This is a genomic window from Pyxidicoccus sp. MSG2, assembly GCF_026626705.1.
In the GTDB taxonomy this organism is placed as follows: domain Bacteria; phylum Myxococcota; class Myxococcia; order Myxococcales; family Myxococcaceae; genus Myxococcus.
In genome coordinates this window covers 3,377,980-3,398,278 of the sequence record NZ_JAPNKC010000001.1, presented here as the reverse complement: position 1 = coordinate 3,398,278, position 20,299 = coordinate 3,377,980, and the positions used below count along the sequence as shown (strand labels likewise).

The window sequence follows — 20,299 nt, the reverse complement described above, 5'->3', positions numbered from 1 at the left end:
TCTGCGGACTCCGATGCCCCGCCTCCTCTCGCCCTCCCAGGGCTGGTTGTTCAGTCCGGGAGTGGACCTGACCGTCTTCGCCGGCAGCGCGCTGGTGTCCGTGGCCTTCGTGCTCACCGCGCCGTGGCTCGGCGCGGTGGGAGACACGCCGCTGTGGGCCTGGGTCCTCTTCGTCGTCTGCGTGGACGTGGCCCATGTCTGGTCCACGTTGTTCCGCACCTATCTGGACACCGACGAGCTGCGCCGCCGCCCCGGCCTCTACCTGGGCGCACCGCTCGCCGCGTATGTCGCGGGCGTGACGGCGTACCTCGTGTCCCCCCAGGCCTTCTGGACGCTGTTCGCCTACGTGGCCCTCACGCACTTCGTCCGCCAGCAGTACGGCTGGGTGGCCCTCTACGGCCGCAAGGTCCGCGCCTCCACCGCCGAGCGCCGCCTGGACGCCGCCGCCATCTACGCCGCCACCCTGGGCCCCGTCGTCTGGTGGCACGCGAACCTGCCTCGCGACTTCTGGTGGTTCGTGGAGGGCGACTTCCTCTCCGGTATGCCCCGCGGGGTGGGGACGGTGGCTCTGGCCGTCCATGCCGTCGTCCTCGCGGTCTGGGTGGGTTTCCAGGCGCTGCGCGTGACACGCGGCGAAGGCTTGCAGGCGGGCAAGGTGCTCCTGGTGGCCGCCACGTGGGTGGCGTGGTTCGGCGGCATCGTCCTCGCGAAGGATGACTTCGCCTTCACCGTGATGAACATCGTGCTCCACGGCGTCCCGTACTTCGCGCTGCTGTTTCGCTACGCACGCGGGCGGCGCGCGGAAGGCGGCTATGGCGTGGGCGGGGCCCTCCTGCGCGCGGGGCTGCCGGGCTTCATCCTGTTCCTCGGAGTGCTGGCCCTGATGGAAGAGGGGCTCTGGGATTGGCTCATCTGGCACGAGCGGGCTCCCCTCTTCGGGGTGAGCACCGTGGAGCTCCCGGAGGACCTGCTCGCCCTGGTGGTGCCGCTGCTGGCGCTGCCGCAGGCCACGCACTACGTGCTGGATGCCTTCATCTGGAAGCCGGGCCGCGAGCCCGCGCTGTTGACCCGTCTGGGCTGGGTCCCACCGGGCGGTCCCGAGGGTCCACCATCCAGCACGCTGCCCCTTTCAACCATGGCCATCCCCGGAGGGAGTGACTAAGCGTCAGGGGCCTATGTCCCGACTCCTGCTCGTCTCCAATCGCCTCCCTGTCACCGTCAAGGTGGAGAAGGACAGCGTCTCCGTGGTGCGCAGTGCGGGAGGCCTCGCCACCGGCCTGCGCCGTCCCCATGAGCGCTCCGGCGGTGTCTGGCTGGGCTGGCCCGGCGATGTCTCCCGCCTGACGGACGCCCAGCGCGCCAAGGTCGAATCCCAGCTCGAGGCCATGCGCTGCGTGCCGCTCTACCTCAGCGCCAGCGAGGTGAGCCGCTACTACGAGGGCTACTCCAACCGCGTCCTCTGGCCGCTGTGCCACTACATGGTGGACCGGATTCCCCGGCAGGACCGGGACTGGGAAATCTACCGCAAGGTCAACGAGCGCTTCGCCGACCTTGTCGTCCACCACTACCAGCCGGGCGATACCATCTGGGTGCATGACTACCAGCTCATGCTGGTGCCCGGCATGTTGCGCCAGCGGCTGCCCGACGCGCGCATCGGCTACTTCCACCACATCCCCTTCCCGTCGTCGGAAGTCTTCAGCACCCTTCCCCGGCGCCAGGCGCTGCTCAAGGGACTGCTCGGCGCGGACCTCATCGGCTTCCACACGGTGAGCTACGTGCGGCACTTCTCCGGGGCGCTGATGCGGCAGCTCGGGCTGGACACGGACATCGACCGCGTCATCTGGGACGGCCGCGAGGTGCGGGTGGGCGCCTTCCCCATGGGCATCGACGCCGCGGCCTTCGAGTCGCTCGCCAACGACGCGGGTGTGCTGGAGGAGGTGGCCACCCTGCGCCGGAAGGCGGAAGGGCAGCGCATCCTCCTGGGCATCGACCGGCTGGACTACACCAAGGGCATTCCGCGCCGGCTGCTCGCCGTGCAGCGCGTGCTGGAGCGCGAGCCCGCCTGGCGCGGGCGCCTGCGCTTCATCCAGGTGGCCGTGCCCAGCCGCACCCAGGTGGAGGCCTACGCCGCCTACCGCGAGAAGGTGGACGAGCTGGTGGGCCGCATCAACGGCCTGTACGGCGGCGTCCACAACGTGCCGGTGCACTACCTCTACCGCTCCTTCAACGAGAAGCAGCTCGTGGGGCTGTACCGCGCGGCGGACGTCATGCTCGTCACCCCGGTGCGCGACGGCATGAATCTGGTGGCCAAGGAGTTCTGTGCGTCCCGCCCGGACGAGGACGGCGTGCTGGTGCTCAGCGAGTTCGCCGGCGCCGCCGCGGAGATGGACAGCGCCCTCATCGTCAACGCGTTCGACGTGGAGGCCATGGCGGACACGATTGAAGAGGCGCTGGAGCTGGGCGAGGACGAGCGCCGAAAGCGGATGCGCGCCCTGCGTGAGGGCGTGAAGTCCCACGACGTGCACTGGTGGACGGGCAGCTTCCTCAACCGGCTCCAGTCCCTGCCCTCCATGGCGGAGCGGAAGACGGGCAGCGGCGCCGAGGCGCTGGAGTTGATGAAAGCGTCACCCCGGCTGCACCTGCTACTGGATTACGATGGGACGCTGGTGGGCTTCGCGTCCCGGCCGGAGCTCGCAGCGCCGGACGATGCCCTGCGAGCGCTGCTGGCGAAGCTGCTGGCACGGCCGAACACCTCGCTGAGCATCGTCAGCGGCCGGCCCAAGGAGACGTTGGAGGCGTGGTTCGGCGAGCTGCCCATGAGCCTGCACGCGGAGCACGGCCTCTGGTCCCGCACGCGGCCGGGCCAGCCATGGCGCATGCTGGAGGGCGTGTCCTTCGAGTGGAAGGCCAGCGCGCGGCCGGTGCTGGGCGCCTTCTGCGAGCGGGTGCCGGGCTCGTTCCTGGAGGAGAAGACGGCGTCGCTGGCGTGGCACTACCGGATGGTGGACCCGGAGTTCGGCGCCATCCAGGCCCGCGAGCTGCGCCTGCTGCTGATGGAGACGTTCGCCGGGCAGCACATGGACGTGCTGCCCGGAGACCGGGTGGTGGAGGTCCGTCCCCACGGCGTGCACAAGGGCCGCGTGGTGGGCGAGGCCACGCAGGGGCTCGCGCCGGGCACGCTGGTGGTGGCCATTGGCGATGACCGCACGGACGAGGACCTCTTCGCGGCCATCCCCCCGGGCGGGCTCACCATCAACGCGGGCCACAAGCCCACGCGCGCCGCCTTCCGCGTCAACGGGCCCGGCGAGGTCCGCAAGCTGCTCGGCGCACTGTTCTCCTGAAGCCCCGGTGACAGCGCCGCGAGGCGCCGGTGTTCCATCTGCCAGCCGGCATCGCCGGCCTTCCCCCAACAGGAGATGGAACATGGCTGTCCTTCACCGCGGACTGCGGGTCGGCATGGCGTTGCTCGCGAGCTTCATGGCCCCCGCCTGCGGACCCGAGGCTCCGGCCGGAAGCGAGCCGGAGGTGGGCGAGCTGGAGTCGGGTGAGCTGACGCTGGAGGCGGGCCAGTCGCCCCTGCCGCCGCTGAATCGCGAGGCCCTGCGGCAGGCCATCGCCAACCTTCCGAATGGCGAGGTGACGGGCGCCCTGGTCCGGGTGAGTGGCGCGGACGGGCACTGGCTCGGGAGCTCGGGCGTGGCGGACATCCGCACCGGGGCGCCGATTCCCGCGGACGCGCGCTTCCGCATCGGCAGCATGACCAAGGTGTTCACCGCCACCGTGGTGCTGCAGCTCGTCGCCGAGGGCCGCGTGGACCTGGACCGGCCCGTCCAGCACTACCTGCCGCGCCTGCTGCCCGACGGCGTCTATGCACCCATCACCGTGAGGCAGTTGCTCAACTACACCCACGGCCTGCCCGGGGTGCCGGTGCCGCAGAAGGACCCCGCGTGGTTCTTCGAGAACCGCTACCGCCGCTTCAGCCCTCGCGAGCTCGTCGCGCTGGCGCTCCCGGAGGGGCCCCGCTTCGAGCCGGGCACACAGCAGGAGTACGGCAACATCGGCTACATCGTCGCCGGGCTGCTCATCGAGAAGGTGACGGGCCGTCCCTATGGAGAAGAGGTGCACTCGCGCATCCTCCGCCCGCTGCACCTGCGGGACACCTCCGTGCCTGGCAACGACGTGACGATTCCGGGGCCGCATGCCCATGGCTACGAAATCGTCGCGGCGGAAGGGGAGGGCTGCCCGGCGGGGGCCACCGCGTACCAGGGCAGGTGCCTGGTGGACGTCACCGTGGCCAGCCAGTCCGTGCCCTGGGCGGCGGGGGAGATGATTTCCACCACCGCCGACCTGGACCGCTTCCTCGTCGCGCTCTTCAAGGGGCGGCTGCTGCCGCGCGCGCAGTTGGAGGAGATGTTCACCGTGCCGGACGTGCCCGACGTGAAGGGAGGCCGCGCCAGCTTCGCCGCGGGCCTGGGCCGCTTCGTCGTCAACGGCTTCACCCTGTGGGGGAAGAGCGGGGACAGGCACGGCTACAACAACGGGATGGGCGCCACGCGCGACTTGCGGCGGCGCCTCGTCTACTCCGTCAACACGCTTCGCATGGGGCAGGACCAGCCCCGCATCGCTGGCGGCATCATCGTCGCCGCCTTGAGCGCGCCCGAGCAGCCATAGCCGGGCTCCGGACAGACGACGGCCCGCGGGTGGAAGCAGCTTCCACCGACGGGCCGTGTCACTGCCTGGGGCTGTTCCGGTGGCCTCGCGCCCGCCGTGCCACCGCGAGCGCGAAGCCGGAAGCGGCTACTGCGCCGCGGACGCGGTGCGGCTGCCGGGGCCCTGGACGAGCACCCGGCGCCCGAAGGCGCGGTCCACGCGGCCGAGGAACTCTCGGAACTCGGCGTAGTCGTCCGCCTTCACGCGCGCGGCGGTGAGAGCCATCTCCCCATCCGCCACCAGCTTGCCGCCGTCCACGCGGTAGCTCAGCTTCACGTAGCCGAACTTCGTCTTCTCCTCCACCGCCTGCGGCAGCTCCGTCACCGTCCAGCCGGCGGGCAGCGCGTAGCGCAGCGTGAAGCTGTTGAGCCACGGGCCCTGCATCATCAGGTCGAAGCGGCGCTCGGCGAGCGACGCGTACGCCTGCTGGTACGTGCGGCCCGTGCCGAAGGGCAGGAAGCGCATGCCGTTGGGCAGCACCTCCGCGTAGCGCGGAATGTTCATCTTGAAGTCCAGCGCCACGTCGTCGTCCAGCCGCGTGGTGTCGCTCAGCTTCACTTCCTGCACCGTCAGGCCCGGGAAGCTCTGCGCCCAGGCGCGCTCGAAGGTGGACTTGCGCGTGGCCTCCGGCCGGTACGCCCGGCGGTAGTCCGGCGCGCTCTCCCCGGCCACCGTGCTCGCGCCCGTTATCTGCGCGGCGCCGTTGGTGTTCAGCGCCACGTCCAGCGTCAGCCGCGTGGCGTTGTCCTCGGCCTTCGCCTCGGGCGTGGTGAGGAACGTGCTCTTGCCATCCGGGTCCACCACCAGCACGTTGGCGACGCGGTCCGCGCTGGGCAGCTCCTTCGCGCCGTGGAACTCCGCCGTGCCGTCCAGGTACAGGTCGTACTTGGGCACGTAGGCGATGGCGTGGTTGAAGGCCGCGAGGCTCGCCGGCTCCTCGCCGATGGCGCCCAGGTTGCGCATGCGCAGCAGCACCAACCGGCTGTCCACGCCCGCGACGCGCAGCATGGAGTGGATGAGGCTCGCCTTGTCCTTGCAGTCACCGAAGCGGCGCGCCAGCACGCGGTCCACGCGGTAGGGCTTGTAGCCGTGGATGCCGAACTCCAGCGCCACGTAGCGCGTGTTCGTCACCACGAAGCTGTAGATGGCGCGCACCACCGCCAGCTCGTCCTTGCGGTCCACGCCCTGGAGCACCTGGTCCACCGTCTGCCGCAGCTCGGCGTTGGGCTGGAGCTGGTCCCTGACGAGGCCCCACCAGTAGCGGCCCACCTGGTCCCACGTCTGGTACGTGGAGACGTGGAGGTTCTGCGCGACTTCCGCCCAGCCCGGCATGCCCGGCTCCGGCACCACCTTGGAGACGTGCTTCGCGTTCCACCGGTAGAGCACGCGCCCGCCGTCCACCGACTCCTGCGCGCCCTGCACGCCGGTGAGCTTGCTCTTGTTCCAGTAGAGGGGCCGCTCCTTCGGCATGTCCACGAGGTACTGGAAGCGCACCTTCGGGTAGACGCCCTGCACGCTCTCCACGTCACCCCAGTAGTCGGAGAGGAGGTTGTCCTGCGCGGTGTCGTCCAGCCGGTACGTCAGCTCCAGCAGGTCGCCGGGGGCCAGCGAGGGGAAGGTCAGCACCTTGGCGCGGGCGTCGTAGTACATGCCCGTCCACGGCTCGTTGATGTTGCGGTCGTTCTCCCCGTAGCTCTCCACCACGGAGCCGTCCGCCTTCACCACGCGGGCCTTGAGGATGCGCACCTCCTGGCGGTCCGGCGAGTAGGTGACGGGCATCATGCGGAAGGCATCCACGCCGCGCGCGTTGAGCACCTTCACCACCATCTGCGACAGGCGGCTGGACAGGCCGCTCTTCTGGACGCGCACGTAGGTGCTGTCCACCAGGTACACGGCGTCCTCGTGGACGTAGGCCTCGGCTTCCTTCTCCAGCCCCCTGGAGTCCACCAGGTACTGCATGCCCGCGCCGGACGTCTCGCCCTTGAGGGTGCGCAGCGTCTCCTTCAGGCCCGGGTTCTGCGGGCGCAGCGCCAGGGACTTCTCGAAGGCGGCCAGCGCCGGCTCACGGCGGCCGGCGGCCAGCAGGGCGCGGCCCTCGCGCTCGTACACCTCGGGCTCGTCGGGGGAGAGGGCGCGGGCCTCGGCGAAGAGGGCCACCGCCTCCTCCACCGCGCCGTTGTTGGCCTTCAACTCCGCCAGCCGCACGCGCGCGCCGTTGTCGAAGGGGTTGAGGGTGACGAGCTGGGCGTACTCGCGCTGGGCGGCCTCCACCTGGCCGGCGTCCGCCAGCAGCGAGGCGAGCCCGCGGCGCGTATTCACGTCATCGAAGCGCAGCGCCAGCACCACGCGCATCCGGTCCATGGCCTCGCGGTTGCGGCCGAGCTGCCGGGACGCCTGCACCGCGGCGCGCACCGCGCGGGGCACGCGGGGCTGCCGGCGAAAGGCCTCCTCCACCAGCGCGCTCGCGCGGGGACGCTCGTTCAGCGCCTCCACGGCATTCGCCAGCATCAGCCGGGCGGAGGCGGAGTCCGGGTCCTTCTGGAGCACCGGCGCCACCAGCCCCTCCACGCGCTCCGGGTGGCCGCGGTCCATTTCGTGGTCGGCCAGCGCGACGCGCGCCTCCGCGGAGTCCGGGTCCGCCTTCAGCGCGGCCTCCAGGAAGCGGCGGCGCTCGTTCAGGTCGTCACGCTGCTGGCCCGCGGCCAGCATCTGCAGGCCCGCGTTGCCGGGGGCGGCCTCGGCCGCGCGCGTGGCCTCCACGGTGGAGGTGTGCTCGCGCTCGTCATAGGCGCGGAAGAAGCCCAGCACGCGGGCGTAGTCGCCGCGCAGCTCTGCGTCGTTGGGGTTCTTCTCGACGAGGGTGCGCAGCGCGGAGGTGAGGGTGGGCAGCGACTGGGGCGCGGGGGCGGCGCCGCGCTCCAGCGCGGGGGCCTTCGCGGGCAGCGACGCTCGCACGGAGGGCGTCTCCTGGCGCAGGTAGAAGCCCAGCGGGCCGGACTCCTGGCACACCTTCACGAGGACGCGGTTGAGGCCCTTGCGCAGCTTCACGGACACGCGGGACTGGTCCGGCCGGGGCAGGTTGTAGCGGTCCTCCTTCGCGGCGAGCTGCCCGTTCACCCACAGGCGGAACGCGCCGGAGGTGCCCACGCCCATGGCCACGCGCGTCTCCTGCGACGCCTCCAGCCAGGTGACGGCGTAGGCCACCGTCTCACGGTTGGGGCGCACCGCGGTGGCGAGGTCCACGTAGCCGTCCGTCGTGTTCGCGGTCAGCTTGCGCCACGTGGCTTCACGGCCCTTGGCGCCCGGCCAGGTGGCGGCCAGGTCCAGGTTGGCGGCCTCGGGGCCGAAGTCGGTGTCGCAGCCGGCCTTGCCCTCGTTCTCGAAGCCGCCGACGACGTAGTAGTCGCCGACGAAGCCCAGCCACTGCTTCACCTCGTTGGCGCGCACCAGCCGGCCGCGGGCGCGCTCCGTCTCCAGCAGCAGCATCTGCGCGGTGGCGCGGGTGTTCGGGTCCGACGTGCGCCGCGAGGCGATGAGGGAGTAGGTGCTGATGAGCGGCGTCAGGTCCTCCACGTCATCCACCAGGGCGTGCATCCGCAGCAGGGCGGCGGCGCCACGGGGGGAGGAGGCCTGCTTCAGCGCCTCGGCCGCGTACCCGCGCGCCGTCTCGTCCGCTGCCGGCCTCGCCTGCGCCCAGAGCGGGCAGGTGAGCACGAAAACCGCGGCCAGCCATGTGAAGCGGGACATCCGTTCTCCTCGTTGACGTCTACGGTAGGGGCACCCGCGAGGGAAACAGGGGCGCCGACGGCGATGAACAGGTGACCCTCTCCGGGCCTTCCCCTGCATGCGGCCCCGGGCGGCGGGCAGGCAACCGAAAACGTCGCGGAGGGTACTGTAGGGGACGAGGTAGGTGCGGGTGCGTCAGCCGCCGTGGCCCTTGGGGCCGACGGGCGACGCCAGCTGGATGGCGGAGTGGAGCTGGCTCTCGGTGAGGATGCGCTCCACGTCCATCAGCAGCACCAGGCCCTCGCCGTGCCGGCCCATGCCCACCAGGAAGTCCACCGGCATGGCGGCGCCGAAGGAGGGCGCCGGCACCACATCCCGCGAGGACAGCTCCAGCGGCGCGCCCACGCCGTCCACCGCGAGGCCCAGCCGCAGGGGCTCACCACAGCAGCGCACCTGGGCCAGCACCACGGTGGGACGCGCGCGCACGGTGCGCAGCGCCTGGCCCAGCAGGTGGGAGAGGTCCACCACCGGCACGGCCTCGCCGTCCTGGACGAGCACTCCGCGCACGTGGGGCGGCGCGCCCGTCACCGGCTCCAGGCGGGCCTCGGGCACCACGCCCGCCACGCAGGCGCTGGGCGTGGCGTAGTGCTCACCGCCCACGACGAAGTGGAGGTACGGCTCGGCTCTGCCCTCTGTGCCGGCGTTCATCATGTTGTCGCGTCTGGGGGTTGTTCCGTGACTTCCGGAGCAGGCGGGCGCAGGCGTATCGCTTTGACGGGTAGCTGACAAGTGGGCGCCGATGCCGTGGCGGCCGGGGACGGAGGTAGGTGTGTCTACGCCACGCGCTCAGCGCAAGGTGATTCCGAAGTGCCGTGCGAGCGCGTCCTGCCAGGCGTCCTCGTCCGCGAGCGGCTGCTCGTGGCGCCCGTCCCGCGTGGTGGTGACGAGCGCGCCCTCCTTGAGGGTGATGCGGCCCTCGGGCGTGGCCCGGGTGCACAGGCGCCGCTGCGTGAAGGGAGACTCCGGCGACGTCTGGTGGTGGAGGCACATGCCGGCGAAGTCCGCGAGCGCGTGCGGGGTGAGCGAGAAGACGTACTGCGCCTCCCAGCCCGACGCCGCCTCGCTCCAGTAGACGAGCCGACCTTCCTCCTCGACGAGCCGGTAGCGGTGACCGGCCCGGACCTGGACGCCCCGCTCGTCGAGCCGCAGCGGCTCCACGAAGCACTCCCCGAAGCCGACGTCGGCCAGCCAGCGGCCGGAGGCGTCCTCCACCAGCAGTGCCAGGTGGTCCAACTCCGGGCCGTACTCGCTGCCATCGGGCCGTGTGGCCACGCGCGCCGAGAGCAGCGTGACGTCGTAGCCGAGCGTCCGAAGCAGGCGCGCGAAGAGCCCGTTGAGCTCGTAGCAGAACCCACCCCGCCGCTGGAGGACGACCTTCTCGAAGACGGCCTCCTCGTCGAGCCGGATGGGCCGCTTCAGGTGGATGTCGAGGTTCTCGAAGGGGACGGCCTGGAGGTGGGCCCGGTGCAGCCGCGCGAGGGGTGTGCTCGCGTCCACTCCCAGGCGCTCCAGGTAGCGTGCGGCGTCGAACATGCGTGCTGTGTAGCGCGGGCCCGCCCCCCGGGGCGACTCCTTCCCGGAGGGCTGGCCGTCTGCTCTCCCTACCGCGTCCGGGTGGGGGCGGGCACCGTGGGGGGCGCGCGCAGGAAGGCCTTCACGCCCTCGCGGTGGAGGCGGTCCGCCTCGGCGCACAGGCGGATGGACTCCTCGGCGCGGGCCAGCGCGCGCGGCGCGTTCTCCAGGCGGGAGACGCGTGGCTCGAGGAACGCCTGCACCTCCGCGTGGCGCTCCGTGTCGCAGAGGTTGCCCACCAGGCTGACGAGCCAGCCCAGCTCGTCCGAGCGCAGCCGCTCCGCGAGCGCGTCGAAGTTCTCCCGGTAGAAGGCCCAGGCCACCTCGCGCGTGTCGGCCGTCATGAAGGCGCCGGTGAGCAGGACCTTCGTGTCCCGCAGGTCCATCTCGTTGCTCGTCACGAGCTTCAGCGCCTCCTTCACGAGCGCCGGCTCACGGAAGCTGGCAATCGTGGTGAGCAACTGGCTGCGCTCGTTGCGGTCCTCCGTCTTGCGAGCCTGGGCGAGCAGGGTGTCGAACATCGCCCGGTCTCCATGGTGTGCCGCCGCCGCGAGCACCAGGGGCACCGCCTCCGGGTCGAGGGACTTCCTGTCTGCCAGCCACCCCTTCGCGAGCCGCGTCGCCTCCCGGTTCAGCACGGGCTCCTCTCCCTCCAGCGTCGCCAGCTCCAGCAGCCGCGCGCGCTCCTGCTTCACGTCGTCGCTGTCGCCCGGCTTCGGCTCCCAGCCCAGCTTGCGGGCGCGGGGCGCATAGACTTCACCCACCCAGGCGCGGAAGCGGGTGCGGTCCTCCACGGACAGCCCGTCCTCGTTGACGAGCTGGAGGAGCCGGGCGCCGCGCTGGACGATGAGGCGGTCCTCGTCGCGCGCGGTGGCGGGGACGAGCCGCAGCGCCTCGCCGAGCGGCAAATCCCCCCGGCGCACCGAGCCCTCCACGTCCGCCAGCAGCGCCAGCCGCTCCTCCACGGTGAGGCTCTTCGGCGGCGCGGCCAGCACCTGGGCGAGCTGCTCGCGCGTGTAGCTGGCGCGGTAGTAGCCCGTGCCGCCCGCGTTGAGCAGCACCCACTTCGGGCAGTCGCGCATGGGCAGCGACAGCTCGCCGGTGGCCTCGCTGAGCATGGTGCAGACGCGGTGCGAGCCGCCGCCCGTCCCCGCGCGCACGCACACGGGCACGGACCACGTCTGCTTCGTGCTGCCGGTGGAGCCGGCCGGCAGGAAGCGCTCCTGCGACAGCTTCAGCCGCGTGGGCGTGCCCGGCTTGCACTGCAGCTCGGCGGAGATGCGCGGGGCGCCGGGCTGGTCGATGAAGCTCCGGAACGAGCGGGCGAGGTCGGGGCTCGCGGCCTCGGACAGCGTGGTGGCGAAGTCCTCGGACGTGGCCACGCCCCAGGCGTGCTTGCGGATGTGGACGCGCAGGAGGTTTCGCATCTGCTCCGGGCCGAGCCAGGCCTCGAACATGGCGATGACGGCCGAGCCCTTGGCGTAGGTGGTGCCGTTGTCGAACGAGCCGAGCACGTCGTCATGCGTCTCCGCCGGCTTGCGCACGGGGAGCGCGGCCGAGAGCGCGTCCGCGTCGAGCGCGGAGGACAGCGCGTGCATGCTCGCCTCGCGCGAGAAGCCCCAGCCCGGGTCGAACCCGTCCATCTGCTTCCTGTCCAACCACGAGGTGAGCGACTCGTTGAGCCAGATGTCGTCCCACCACTTGCAGGTGACGATGTCGCCGAACCAGTAGTGGCCCAGCTCGTGTCCCGCGATGGTGACGTACCACTTGCGGCGCGCGAGCGTCTCCTCGCCGGGGCGGATGAGCGTGAGGGGCTGACCGAGCGCGACGATGCCCGGGTGCTCCATGGTGCCCCAGTAGCGGGGCACCACCGCCACGTCGAGCTTCTCGTACGGGTACGCCTGGTCGAAGAAGTCCTCCAGGCTCTTCACGATGCGCGGGGTGGCGCTGGCCGCGTACGCCGTCTCCGGGCCCCGGCCCTTCGGGACGATGAAGCGCAGCGGCGCGGCGTTGCGGCCCACGGTGCCCGCGTCCACCACGTCGAACGGCCCCACCATGAAGGCCACGAGGTAGCTGGGCATGGGGCGGCTCTCCGCGAAGGTGACGCGCTCGAGGCCCTCTGGCAGCGGCTCGCGGGAGACGACGGGGTGGTTGGCGAGCGCCACGTGCCCGGTCTTCACGGTGAAGCGCAGGCGCCAGGGCACCTTGAAGCCCGGCTCGTCGAAGCAGGGGAAGGCGCGGCGCGCGTCCACGGGCTCGAAGAAGGTGTAGAGGTAGGGCTCGCCGCGCTCCTCCACGCCGTAGATGCCACGGCTGCGCTCGCGGTCGATGTGGCCGGTGAAGGCCAGGTGGATGACGGCCTTGCCCGCGGGGAGGGGCTCGGGCAGCAGCAGCCCGAGGCGCCCGTCGCTGGCGGTGACGGCGCGGGCCTCCAGGGTGCGCGCGCCCGTCTCCACGCGGGCCTGCGTTATCTCCAGGTCCTGGCCGTGCAGCCACACCTGACGCACGGGCTCGCGGACCTCCACGTCGATGGCGACGGCGCCGGAGAAGGTCGGCTCGGCGGGGAGGAGCTTCAAGTCCAGCGCGTAGTGGACGGGGCGGACGGTGTCGGGCAGCCGCAGCGCGGGTGGCTGTGGCTCGGGATACGTGGGCGCCTCCGCCACGGGAGCGGGAGCGGGAGTCGCCGGCTCGGGCGCGTGGGCGCAGCGGAGGGCGACGAATGCGAGGAGGACGAGGAGGGGCCAGCGCATGCCGCGAAACTAGCGCGCCTCCCCGGTGGATGGGGGAACGGGAAGCGGGAGGCAGGCTGCGTCATCCTGCCTCCCTGCAACCTCCTGGAGCGGGCGCGCGGGCGCCGGTGCTCCAGCCCGGCCTCAGAACCGGATGAGGAAGGCGTCGTAGCTGCCCGCGTTGGTGTTGCCGCCGAGGCCGCCGTACGTGAAGCCCGTCACGTACGTGTTGCCGCTGGCGTCCACGGCCACGCCGCGGCCCTGGTCGGGAAGGGTGGTGCCCACCACTCGCGAGCCGAGCTTCGTGCCCAGTGCGTCGTAGCGCGCGAGGAACGCATCGCCGAGCCCGGCGGAGGGGTTTCCGTCGAACACGCCGCTGGTGTAGCCCGTCACCTGCACGGTGCCATCCGCGGCCACGGCCACGGCCTGGGCGTAGTCCGGCTGGGTGCCGCCCAGCAGGCGGCTCCACTGGCGGTTGCCCAGGGCGTCATAGCGCGCGAGCAGCGCGTCGTAGGTGCCGGCCTGGGGATTGCCGTCCAGCGTGCCGAAGGTGTAGCCCGCCAGGTACACGCCGCCATCCGGGCTCACCGCCACGCTGGTGGCGTAGTCCTGGTCGGACGCGCCCACCTGCCGCACCCACTGCTGGGCGCCAAGGATGTCCAGCCGCATCAGGAAGATGTCGGTGCCCACCGGGGTGGTGGTGCCGTCGAGGCTGCCGAAGGTGTAGCCCGTCACGTAGACCTCGTGCGTGGGCGTCACCGCGATGCCCTGCGCCACGTCGCTCTGGCTGGAGCCGAGCTGCTGCAGCCAGTAGGGGTTGCCGGCCGTGTCGTACAGGGCCACCACCACGTCGTAGTTGTTGGGGTTGCCGCCGTTCGCGTAGCTGCCCCCGGTGTAGCCCGCGATGTACAGCGTGTCGTCCGCGCCCACGGCCACGCCCGTGGCGAAGTCATCCATGACGGTGCCGCGCTGGCTCAGCCACAGGCGGTTGCCCTGTGCGTCGTACTTCGTGACGAAGAAGTCGAGGCCGCCCGCATTCACGTAGAAGTCGAAGCCGCCGAAGGTGTGGCCGACCACGTACACGTTGCCGTCCGCGTCGGTGGCCACCGCCGTGGCGCGGTCACCCTCGCTGGTGCCGAGCTGATGCACCCACTGCAGCGCGCCGGCGGTGTCGTACTTCGAGATGAAGATGTCCTGGCCGCCCGCGCGCGGCTCCGGCCCGAGCTGGCTCGTGGTGGTGCCCACCACGTACACGCTGCTGCCCGAGACGGCCACCGCCTGGGCCTGCTCGTCCAGGTTCGACCCGAGCTGCCGCACCCAGGCGGGTGAGGGAATCTGCGCCGAGGCGGGAAGCGGTGCGCCCAGGGCTGCCACGACGCCCGCCAGACCGAACATGCTCCACAGGGACTGCTTCATCACGCAACTCCATTCACGGAAGAGGAAGAGCAGCGCCGTGGATGTCGCGCGCGCGACGCACAACGGCCCACGCAGGGACGGCGTGTCCCACGGCAGTTGTTGCAAAAGCACACCGGTGGCGCGGACGGTAGTGGGTAAAACGAGACTTCACCGGACAGTCAAAAAAGACTGAAGGCGCGCCACCGTCAGCACTTCCACCTGCACGGCGCCGGCCTTGCGCAGCGCGGCGCGACGAATGCGCGGAGGACGGCGAGGGGCCAGCGCATGCCGCGAGGCTACGCCTCCTCGTTACCCGGTGGGGACCCGCGTCGTGAGGCCGCGTTCAGGATGGCTTCGGGCAGCGAGTCGAGCGGCAGTGACTGCTCGGCTGCTCCCCTCAGCATCGCGGCGCGAGGCATGCCGTACACCACGCTGGTGGCGGCATCCTGGGCGAACGTGGCGGCTCCGGCCCGGCGCATGGCTGACAGCCCGTCCGCTCCGTCGTCGCCCATGCCGGTGAGCAGCACGCCCACCGCGTCCGGCCCGGCCGCCTCCGCCACCGAGTGGAACAGGACGTCCACGCTGGGACGGTGGTGCCGGACGGGAGGCGCCTCCGACAACTCCACCGCGTAGCCACCGGCCCCCGCGACGAGCCGCAGGTGCTGGTCTCCGGGCGCCAGCAGCGCGAGGCCGGGGCGCACCCGGTCTCCCGTCGCCGCGCTGCGGACCTCGATGCGGCACACCTCGCCCAGGCCCCGCGCGAAGGCGGAGGCAAAGGGCTCCGACATGTGCTGCACCACGAGCAGCGCGGGTGCATGCGCGGGCAGCGCGCCCAGGAGTCTGCGCAGGGCGGCGGGGCCTCCCGTCGACGCCCCCACCGCCACCACCTGCCGCGCCCAGACGCGGTCCGCCATGGGAGTCGAGGGCGGGCTCGGCTTGGAGCCCCGGGGCAGTGGTGGGACGCGGGGCGGCCGTCGCTCCGAGTCCAGCAGCAGGGCGGCGAGCGGGCCGGCCTCCTGCGCCAGGTGCGCCTTGAGGCCCACCCGTGGCCAGTGGAGGACGTCCCTGGCGCCGGCGCACAGCGCCTCCCGCACCTGGGGGGCGCCTGGCGAGGCGTCTCTCGCGCAGACCACCACCGGCACCGACGCCGCCACCAATTCCCGCAGCAGGGCCAGCGCGTCGTGGCCCGGGGGCTCCAGGCCGATGAGGGCGATGTCGGGCCACGCGCGCCGGAGCTTCTGCCGCGCCGCCAGCACGTTCGCCGCGACGACCACCTCGCAGCGGCCGGTGTCGCGCAGCAGCGCCGCGACGTCCTGGCGCACGACGGCCGAGGCGTCCACCACCAGCACCCGCCGCAGCGGCTCTCCGGCCGGCGTCATGGGGCGGGCGCCTCGGGGGCCCGGGTGTAGATGGAGGAATGGACGCCGCGCAGGCCGCGCAGCCCGTGCAGGCCCTCGGCGTGGCCGAGCAGGAGCAGGCCCTCCGGCGCGAGGTTCCGCACCAGCCCCCGCATCGCCCGAGCGCTGGACGCGGCGTCGAAGTAGATGAGCACGTTGCGGCACAGCACCAGGTCGAAGGTGCCGGGGGCGGTGTCCTCCGCGCGCAGCAGGTTGAGGGTCTGGAAGCGCACCACCGAGCGCAGCTGGGGGCCCGCGCGAATCCACCCCTCGGCGGGGCCGGTGCCGCGCAGCATGAAGCGGTGGAGGTACGCGGTGGGAATCTCCGACGCCTTCTCCAGCGGCCACATCGCCGCCTCGGCCCGGGAGAGCGCGTCGCCGGACAGGTCCGTGCCCAGCACCTCCACGCTCCAGCCCTCCTCGGCGGGAAGGTTCGCCAGCAGCACCATGGCCAGCGTGTACGGCTCCTGGCCGGTGGAGCACGCCGCGCTCCAGGCGCGCACATGGCGGCTGCGGCGGCGCGAGTCCTGCCGCCAGCGGGGGAACAGCTCGCGCTCCAGCCAGGTGAACTGTGCGGGCTCGCGGAAGAAGCACGTCTCGTGGACGAGCAGCGCCTCCACCATCTTCTTCCGCTCGGCGGTGTCCATCGTCACGCGGGCCGCGTAGTCCATGAAGGACTCCAGCCCGAGCGCGCGCAGCCGCGCGGACAGCCGCCACCGGACGAACTCCGCCTTGCCCTCGCCCAGACGCACCCCGGCCTCGGCGTAGAAGCACTCCCGCAGGCGCGAGAGCGCCGCCGGCTCCGGCAGTGGCGGCTGCGCCAGGCTCGCGAGCCCCGCGGCCTTCATGCCGGCGCGTCTCCAGCGCCGGGCCTGGAGCCCGGTGTCGCGAGCTCACGGGCCGCCAGCTCTCCCGCGGCGAGCAGCTCGTGATGCGCCAGCACGCGGTCCACGTCCAGCAGCAGGAGGATGCCGTCACCGAGGCGGCTCATGCCGAGCAGGAACTCGGTGCGGATGGCGGTGCCGAAGGGCGGCGGCGGCAGCACGTCCTCGGGGGCCAGTTCCACCACCGAGTCCACCGCGTCCACCATCATCCCTAGCACCGTGGGCTCGCCGTCGACGTCCACCTCCACCAGCACGAAGCACGTCCACGGGGTGGGCTCCTGCGCCGGGCGGCCGAAGCGCACCGCCAGGTCCACCACCGGCACCACGCGCCCGCGCGCGTGGATGACGCCGCGGATGGACGGCGGCACTCCGGGCACCGGCGTGAGGGGGCCGTACCGGAGGACTTCCCGCGCACGCGACAGCGGCAGCGCGTAACGCTCACCACACAGGTGCTGCGTGAGGTACTGCCGGGTGCCTGCGCCCTCCGCGCTCATCGCATTCCCACCGCGAAGGGTTGGAAGTGGGAGTCGAGCCCGGCGGCCGGCGGAGGCGGCTCCCGGGGCGTGGACGCGACGGGCGGCTCACGGAGCTCCGGGAGCTGGAAGAGGCCCAGGAGCCGCTGGAGGCTCCTGGCCTGTCCGGCGAGCTGCTTGGAGGTGGCGGCCAGCTCCTCGGCGGCCGAGGCGTTCTGCTGCGTCACCACGCTCATCTGCCCCATGGCGCGGCTCACGTGGCCCACGCTGGTGGCCTGCTCGCTGGCGGTGGTGGCCACCTCCTGCACCAGGTCCGCCGTCTTGCGGATGGAGGGCACCAGCATGCCGAGCCGCTCGCCCGCGCGCTCCGAGGTGGCGACGCTGCTGTTGACCAGGGTGGCGATTTCACGCGCCGCGCCCTGGCTGCGTTCGGCCAGCCGGCGCACCTCGGTGGAGACCACCGCGAAGCCGCGGCCGTGCTCGCCCGCGCGGCCCGCTTCGATGGCGGCGTTCAGCGAGAGGATGTTCGTCTGGTAGGCGAGCTCCTGGATGAGCAGCACCTTGTCGGCGATGGCGCGCATCGCCTGCACCGTCTGCGTCACCGCGGCGCCGCCCAGCTCGGTGTCCTTCGCGCCCTGCTGGGCCATCTGCTCCGTCGTCCGGGCGTGGGCGGCCGTCTGGTTGATGGCCACCGTCATCTGCGTGAGGCTGGCCGTCGTCTCCTCCACGGCGGAGGCCTGCTCGCTGGTGCCCTGCGACAGCGAGGTGGACGTGGCCGCCACGTGGCCGGACGCGGAGGAGAGGCCGTCCGCCTCGGAGCGGACCTGGCCCATGACCTCGCGGATGCGCTCCGCCATGCCGTCCAGCGCCTGGAGCAGCCGGGTCAGCTCGTCACGCCCGTCCACCCGCACGCGCTCGCGCAGGTCGCCCGAGGCGATGCGCTCGGCCAACGCCACGGCCCGCTGCAGGGGGAGGGTGAGCGAGCGGGTGAGGAGCCACGATGCGGCGCCGGCCAGCACGAGGGCGACGGCGACGAAGGCCCACAGTTCCGAGCGCAGCGTGTGCAGGGTGCCTTCCAGCTGGCCCTCCACCATCGCCTCGTAGCGCTCGTGCTGGGCGTCCGCGGTGGTCTCCAGCAGCCGGATGGCGTCCTTGTGCTGCTCCAGCGTGGTGTTGGCCTCCTGGGGCGTGTGCAGCGTCCCGCTCTGGATTCCCGCGACCACGGCGCGGAAGTCGTCCGCGTACTCCTGGAGTGCCTGCTCCATGTGCATCACGTCCTCGTGGTCCTTCCCGGTGGTGCTCTCGCGCAACTCCTGGACGGCCTCGGCCAGGTCCGTCCGCGCCTGCGTCCACTGCTGGAAGGAGTCCGCCTGGCGCGCGGCGTTGCCGATGTTGAGGAAGTAGTCCTTCTCGTAGCGGCGCAGGCCCTGGGTCAGCGTGACGACCGCCTGGGACTTCGCCGTGAGGCGGTTGTCGCCGGCAACGAGCCGGTGCGACATCTCCTCCACCTGGGTCAGGCCCATGTGGTTGGCGAGCGCCACGGCGAGCACCAGCGCCATCATCACGCCGAAGCCCGCGGCCAGCCGGGGTCCGATTCGAATGTTCCTGAGCATCATGGGGTGGGGGTTCCTACGGGCCTCGGGGGCGGGGCCATGGGGACAGCGGAGGGGGAGCGGAGCAGCGAGGGAAGGTCCAGCAGCAGCGCCAGCCGCCCGTCGGGGAGGACGGACGCGCCCGACAGGCCGGGCTGCCGTCGCAGCAGCGGGCCCAGCGGCTTGACGACGACGTGGTGCTCGCCGAGCAGCGCATCCACCACCAGCGCGGCGCGGCCCGCCTCGGTGCGCACCACCACCACCTCTTCGCGGCGGGAGGCGGCGCCTCCGAGCCGGAAGGCGTCGCGCAGGCGTACGTAGGGCATGGGCTGCCGGCCCAGGTGGAGCACGCCCTCCGTCGTGCCGGGCCGCGCGGCGCCGTCCGGCAGCGGCGCGCACTGCTCCACGGCGTCCAGGGGCAGCACGTAGGCGTGGGCGCCGGCCACCACCGCGAAGCCCGGGATGATGGCCAGGTGGAGCGGCAGCCGGAGCGTGAAGGTGGTGCCGCGTCCCAGCTCACTGCCCACGTCCAGCCCGCCGCGCAGCGACTCCACCTCCTGGCGGACCGCATCCAGGCCGACGCCGCGGCCGGAGAGCGCCGTGACGGACTCGGCGGTGGAGAAGCCCGGGGCGAAGATGAGCGCGTCGAGCGCCGCGTCCTCCGGGCGCGCGTCGGCGGCCACGAGGCCGCGCTGCCGGGCCCGCGCGAGGATGCGCTCGCGGTCCAACCCCGCGCCGTCGTCGGAGAGCGTCACCACCAGGCAGCCCAGGCGATGCCCGGCGCGCAGCGTGAGCGCCCCCTCCTCGGGCTTGCCCCGCGCGAGGCGCGTCTCGGGTGACTCGATGCCATGGTCCACGGCGTTGCGGATGAGGTGGAGCAGCGCGGAGCGCAGGGGGCCCGCGACGCGCGTGTCCATGTCCACGCCCCCGGCCTCCACGACGAGCCGCACGCGCTTGCCGCAGGCGGCGGCGGCGTCCCGCAACGTGCGCTGCTGGGCGTGGAGGATGGGCTCCACGGGCACCAGCCGCGCCTGGAGCACCGCTGCCTCCAGGCTCCGCAGCCGCTGCCGCATGTCCTCCAGTTCCGTGAGGAGCGCCTCGCGCGCCGCGCCGGTGCGCACCAGCTCCACCACGCGCCCGTGGTCCAGCGTCAGCTCCCCCGTCACGTCGAGCAGCCGGTCCAGCCGCTCCTCCTCCACCCGGACGGCGGTGCCCGGTGTCTCCTCGAAGGCACCCGGGGTCTGCGCGGCTGGGGTGGCGACCGGAGAGGCTGCGTCCGTGCGCCTGCGCAGCTGCTCCACTTCCGCGAGCACCGCCTCGGCCTTCGCCGAGGCCTCGGGCTCCCCGAGGCGGGTGCTTCGGGCCTGGTGGCGCAGCGCATCCACCAGCTCGAGGAAGCGGGTGACGAGCGCGGCGTCCGCCACGAGGTGTCCGTCCCGCAGGGCCTCCAGGTGCTCCTCCAGCGAGTGGATGATTGCGGGGAAGCGCTCCAGGCCGAGCGAGGCCGAGCTGCCCTTGAGCGTGTGCGCCGCGCGCAGCATGCCGGCGAGGGCGTTGGCTTCGCCGGGGGACGACTCCAGCGTCAGGAAGCCCTGCTCCAGGGTGTGGAGCAGTCCTTCCGCCTCCTCGACGAAGATGTGTACGACGGCCTGCAGGTCCACGTGCGTGTCCTGTCACCACCGGGCCGGGTGGAGCGTGGAACGTGTGTGCTCCAAATACACGTCAATCCGGGCATGTCTCAAGTTGGGTACCAAACGCCCC

General features: G+C 72.3%; 13 protein-coding genes. 3 read left to right on the top strand and 10 right to left on the bottom strand.

What is annotated here, in order from left to right:
- The first annotated feature begins 13 nt into the window (after positions 1-13).
- The 3 genes from OV427_RS12765 (at position 14) to OV427_RS12755 (ending at position 4,671) form a co-directional block, all read left to right on the top strand.
- Positions 14-1,162: a hypothetical protein gene (locus OV427_RS12765; RefSeq protein ID WP_267856361.1), complete on the top strand. Its 1,149-nt coding sequence runs from the start codon at positions 14-16 to the stop codon at positions 1,160-1,162.
- A 13-nt stretch (positions 1,163-1,175) separates the two neighbouring features.
- Positions 1,176-3,341, top strand: a complete 2,166-nt coding sequence (locus tag OV427_RS12760) for a bifunctional alpha,alpha-trehalose-phosphate synthase (UDP-forming)/trehalose-phosphatase (RefSeq protein ID WP_267856360.1) — start codon at positions 1,176-1,178, stop codon at positions 3,339-3,341.
- An 82-nt stretch (positions 3,342-3,423) separates the two neighbouring features.
- Positions 3,424-4,671 (top strand): serine hydrolase domain-containing protein, encoded by a 1,248-nt coding sequence (locus OV427_RS12755; protein ID WP_267856359.1) that lies wholly within the window; start codon positions 3,424-3,426, stop codon positions 4,669-4,671.
- A 126-nt stretch (positions 4,672-4,797) separates the two neighbouring features.
- Here OV427_RS12755 and OV427_RS12750 read toward each other — a convergent pair whose 3' ends face one another.
- The 10 genes from OV427_RS12750 to OV427_RS12705 all read right to left on the bottom strand — a co-directional run bounded on the left by OV427_RS12750 (position 4,798) and on the right by OV427_RS12705 (position 20,199).
- A complete protein-coding gene (locus OV427_RS12750) occupies positions 4,798-8,457 on the bottom strand; it encodes a DUF3857 domain-containing protein (protein ID WP_267856358.1) in 3,660 nt (1,219 codons plus the stop codon).
- Between the two features lie 174 nt (positions 8,458-8,631).
- Positions 8,632-9,147 carry a chemotaxis protein CheW gene (locus OV427_RS12745; protein WP_267856357.1) on the bottom strand — a complete coding sequence of 172 codons (516 nt, stop codon included), beginning with the start codon at positions 9,145-9,147 and terminating at the stop codon, positions 8,632-8,634.
- 135 nt (positions 9,148-9,282) lie between these two features.
- Entirely contained in the window at positions 9,283-10,029 is a 747-nt protein-coding gene (locus OV427_RS12740) for an arylamine N-acetyltransferase family protein (RefSeq protein WP_267856356.1), read from the bottom strand.
- A 68-nt stretch (positions 10,030-10,097) separates the two neighbouring features.
- Entirely contained in the window at positions 10,098-12,818 is a 2,721-nt protein-coding gene (locus OV427_RS12735; protein WP_267856355.1) for a M1 family metallopeptidase, read from the bottom strand.
- 123 nt (positions 12,819-12,941) lie between these two features.
- The gene (locus tag OV427_RS12730; protein ID WP_267856354.1) at positions 12,942-14,213 is read right to left on the bottom strand and encodes an SBBP repeat-containing protein; all 1,272 of its coding nucleotides are present in this window, start codon (positions 14,211-14,213) and stop codon (positions 12,942-12,944) included.
- Positions 14,214-14,488: 275 nt separating this feature from the next.
- Positions 14,489-15,571 (bottom strand): chemotaxis-specific protein-glutamate methyltransferase CheB, encoded by a 1,083-nt coding sequence (gene cheB, locus OV427_RS12725; RefSeq protein WP_267856353.1) that lies wholly within the window; start codon positions 15,569-15,571, stop codon positions 14,489-14,491.
- The gene (locus OV427_RS12720) at positions 15,568-16,437 is read right to left on the bottom strand and encodes a CheR family methyltransferase (protein ID WP_267856352.1); all 870 of its coding nucleotides are present in this window, start codon (positions 16,435-16,437) and stop codon (positions 15,568-15,570) included. The genes cheB and OV427_RS12720 overlap by 4 nt, the downstream gene beginning before the upstream one ends.
- Entirely contained in the window at positions 16,434-16,967 is a 534-nt protein-coding gene (locus OV427_RS12715) for a chemotaxis protein CheW (protein ID WP_267856351.1), read from the bottom strand. The genes OV427_RS12720 and OV427_RS12715 overlap by 4 nt, the downstream gene beginning before the upstream one ends.
- Positions 16,964-18,562, bottom strand: a complete 1,599-nt coding sequence (locus tag OV427_RS12710; RefSeq protein WP_267856350.1) for a methyl-accepting chemotaxis protein — start codon at positions 18,560-18,562, stop codon at positions 16,964-16,966. Before OV427_RS12710 ends, OV427_RS12715 begins: the two co-directional genes overlap by 4 nt.
- Complete coding sequence (locus OV427_RS12705) at positions 18,559-20,199, bottom strand: chemotaxis protein CheA (RefSeq protein ID WP_267856349.1); 1,641 nt, start codon at positions 20,197-20,199, stop codon at positions 18,559-18,561. The genes OV427_RS12710 and OV427_RS12705 overlap by 4 nt, the downstream gene beginning before the upstream one ends.
- Positions 20,200-20,299: the final 100 nt, after the last annotated feature.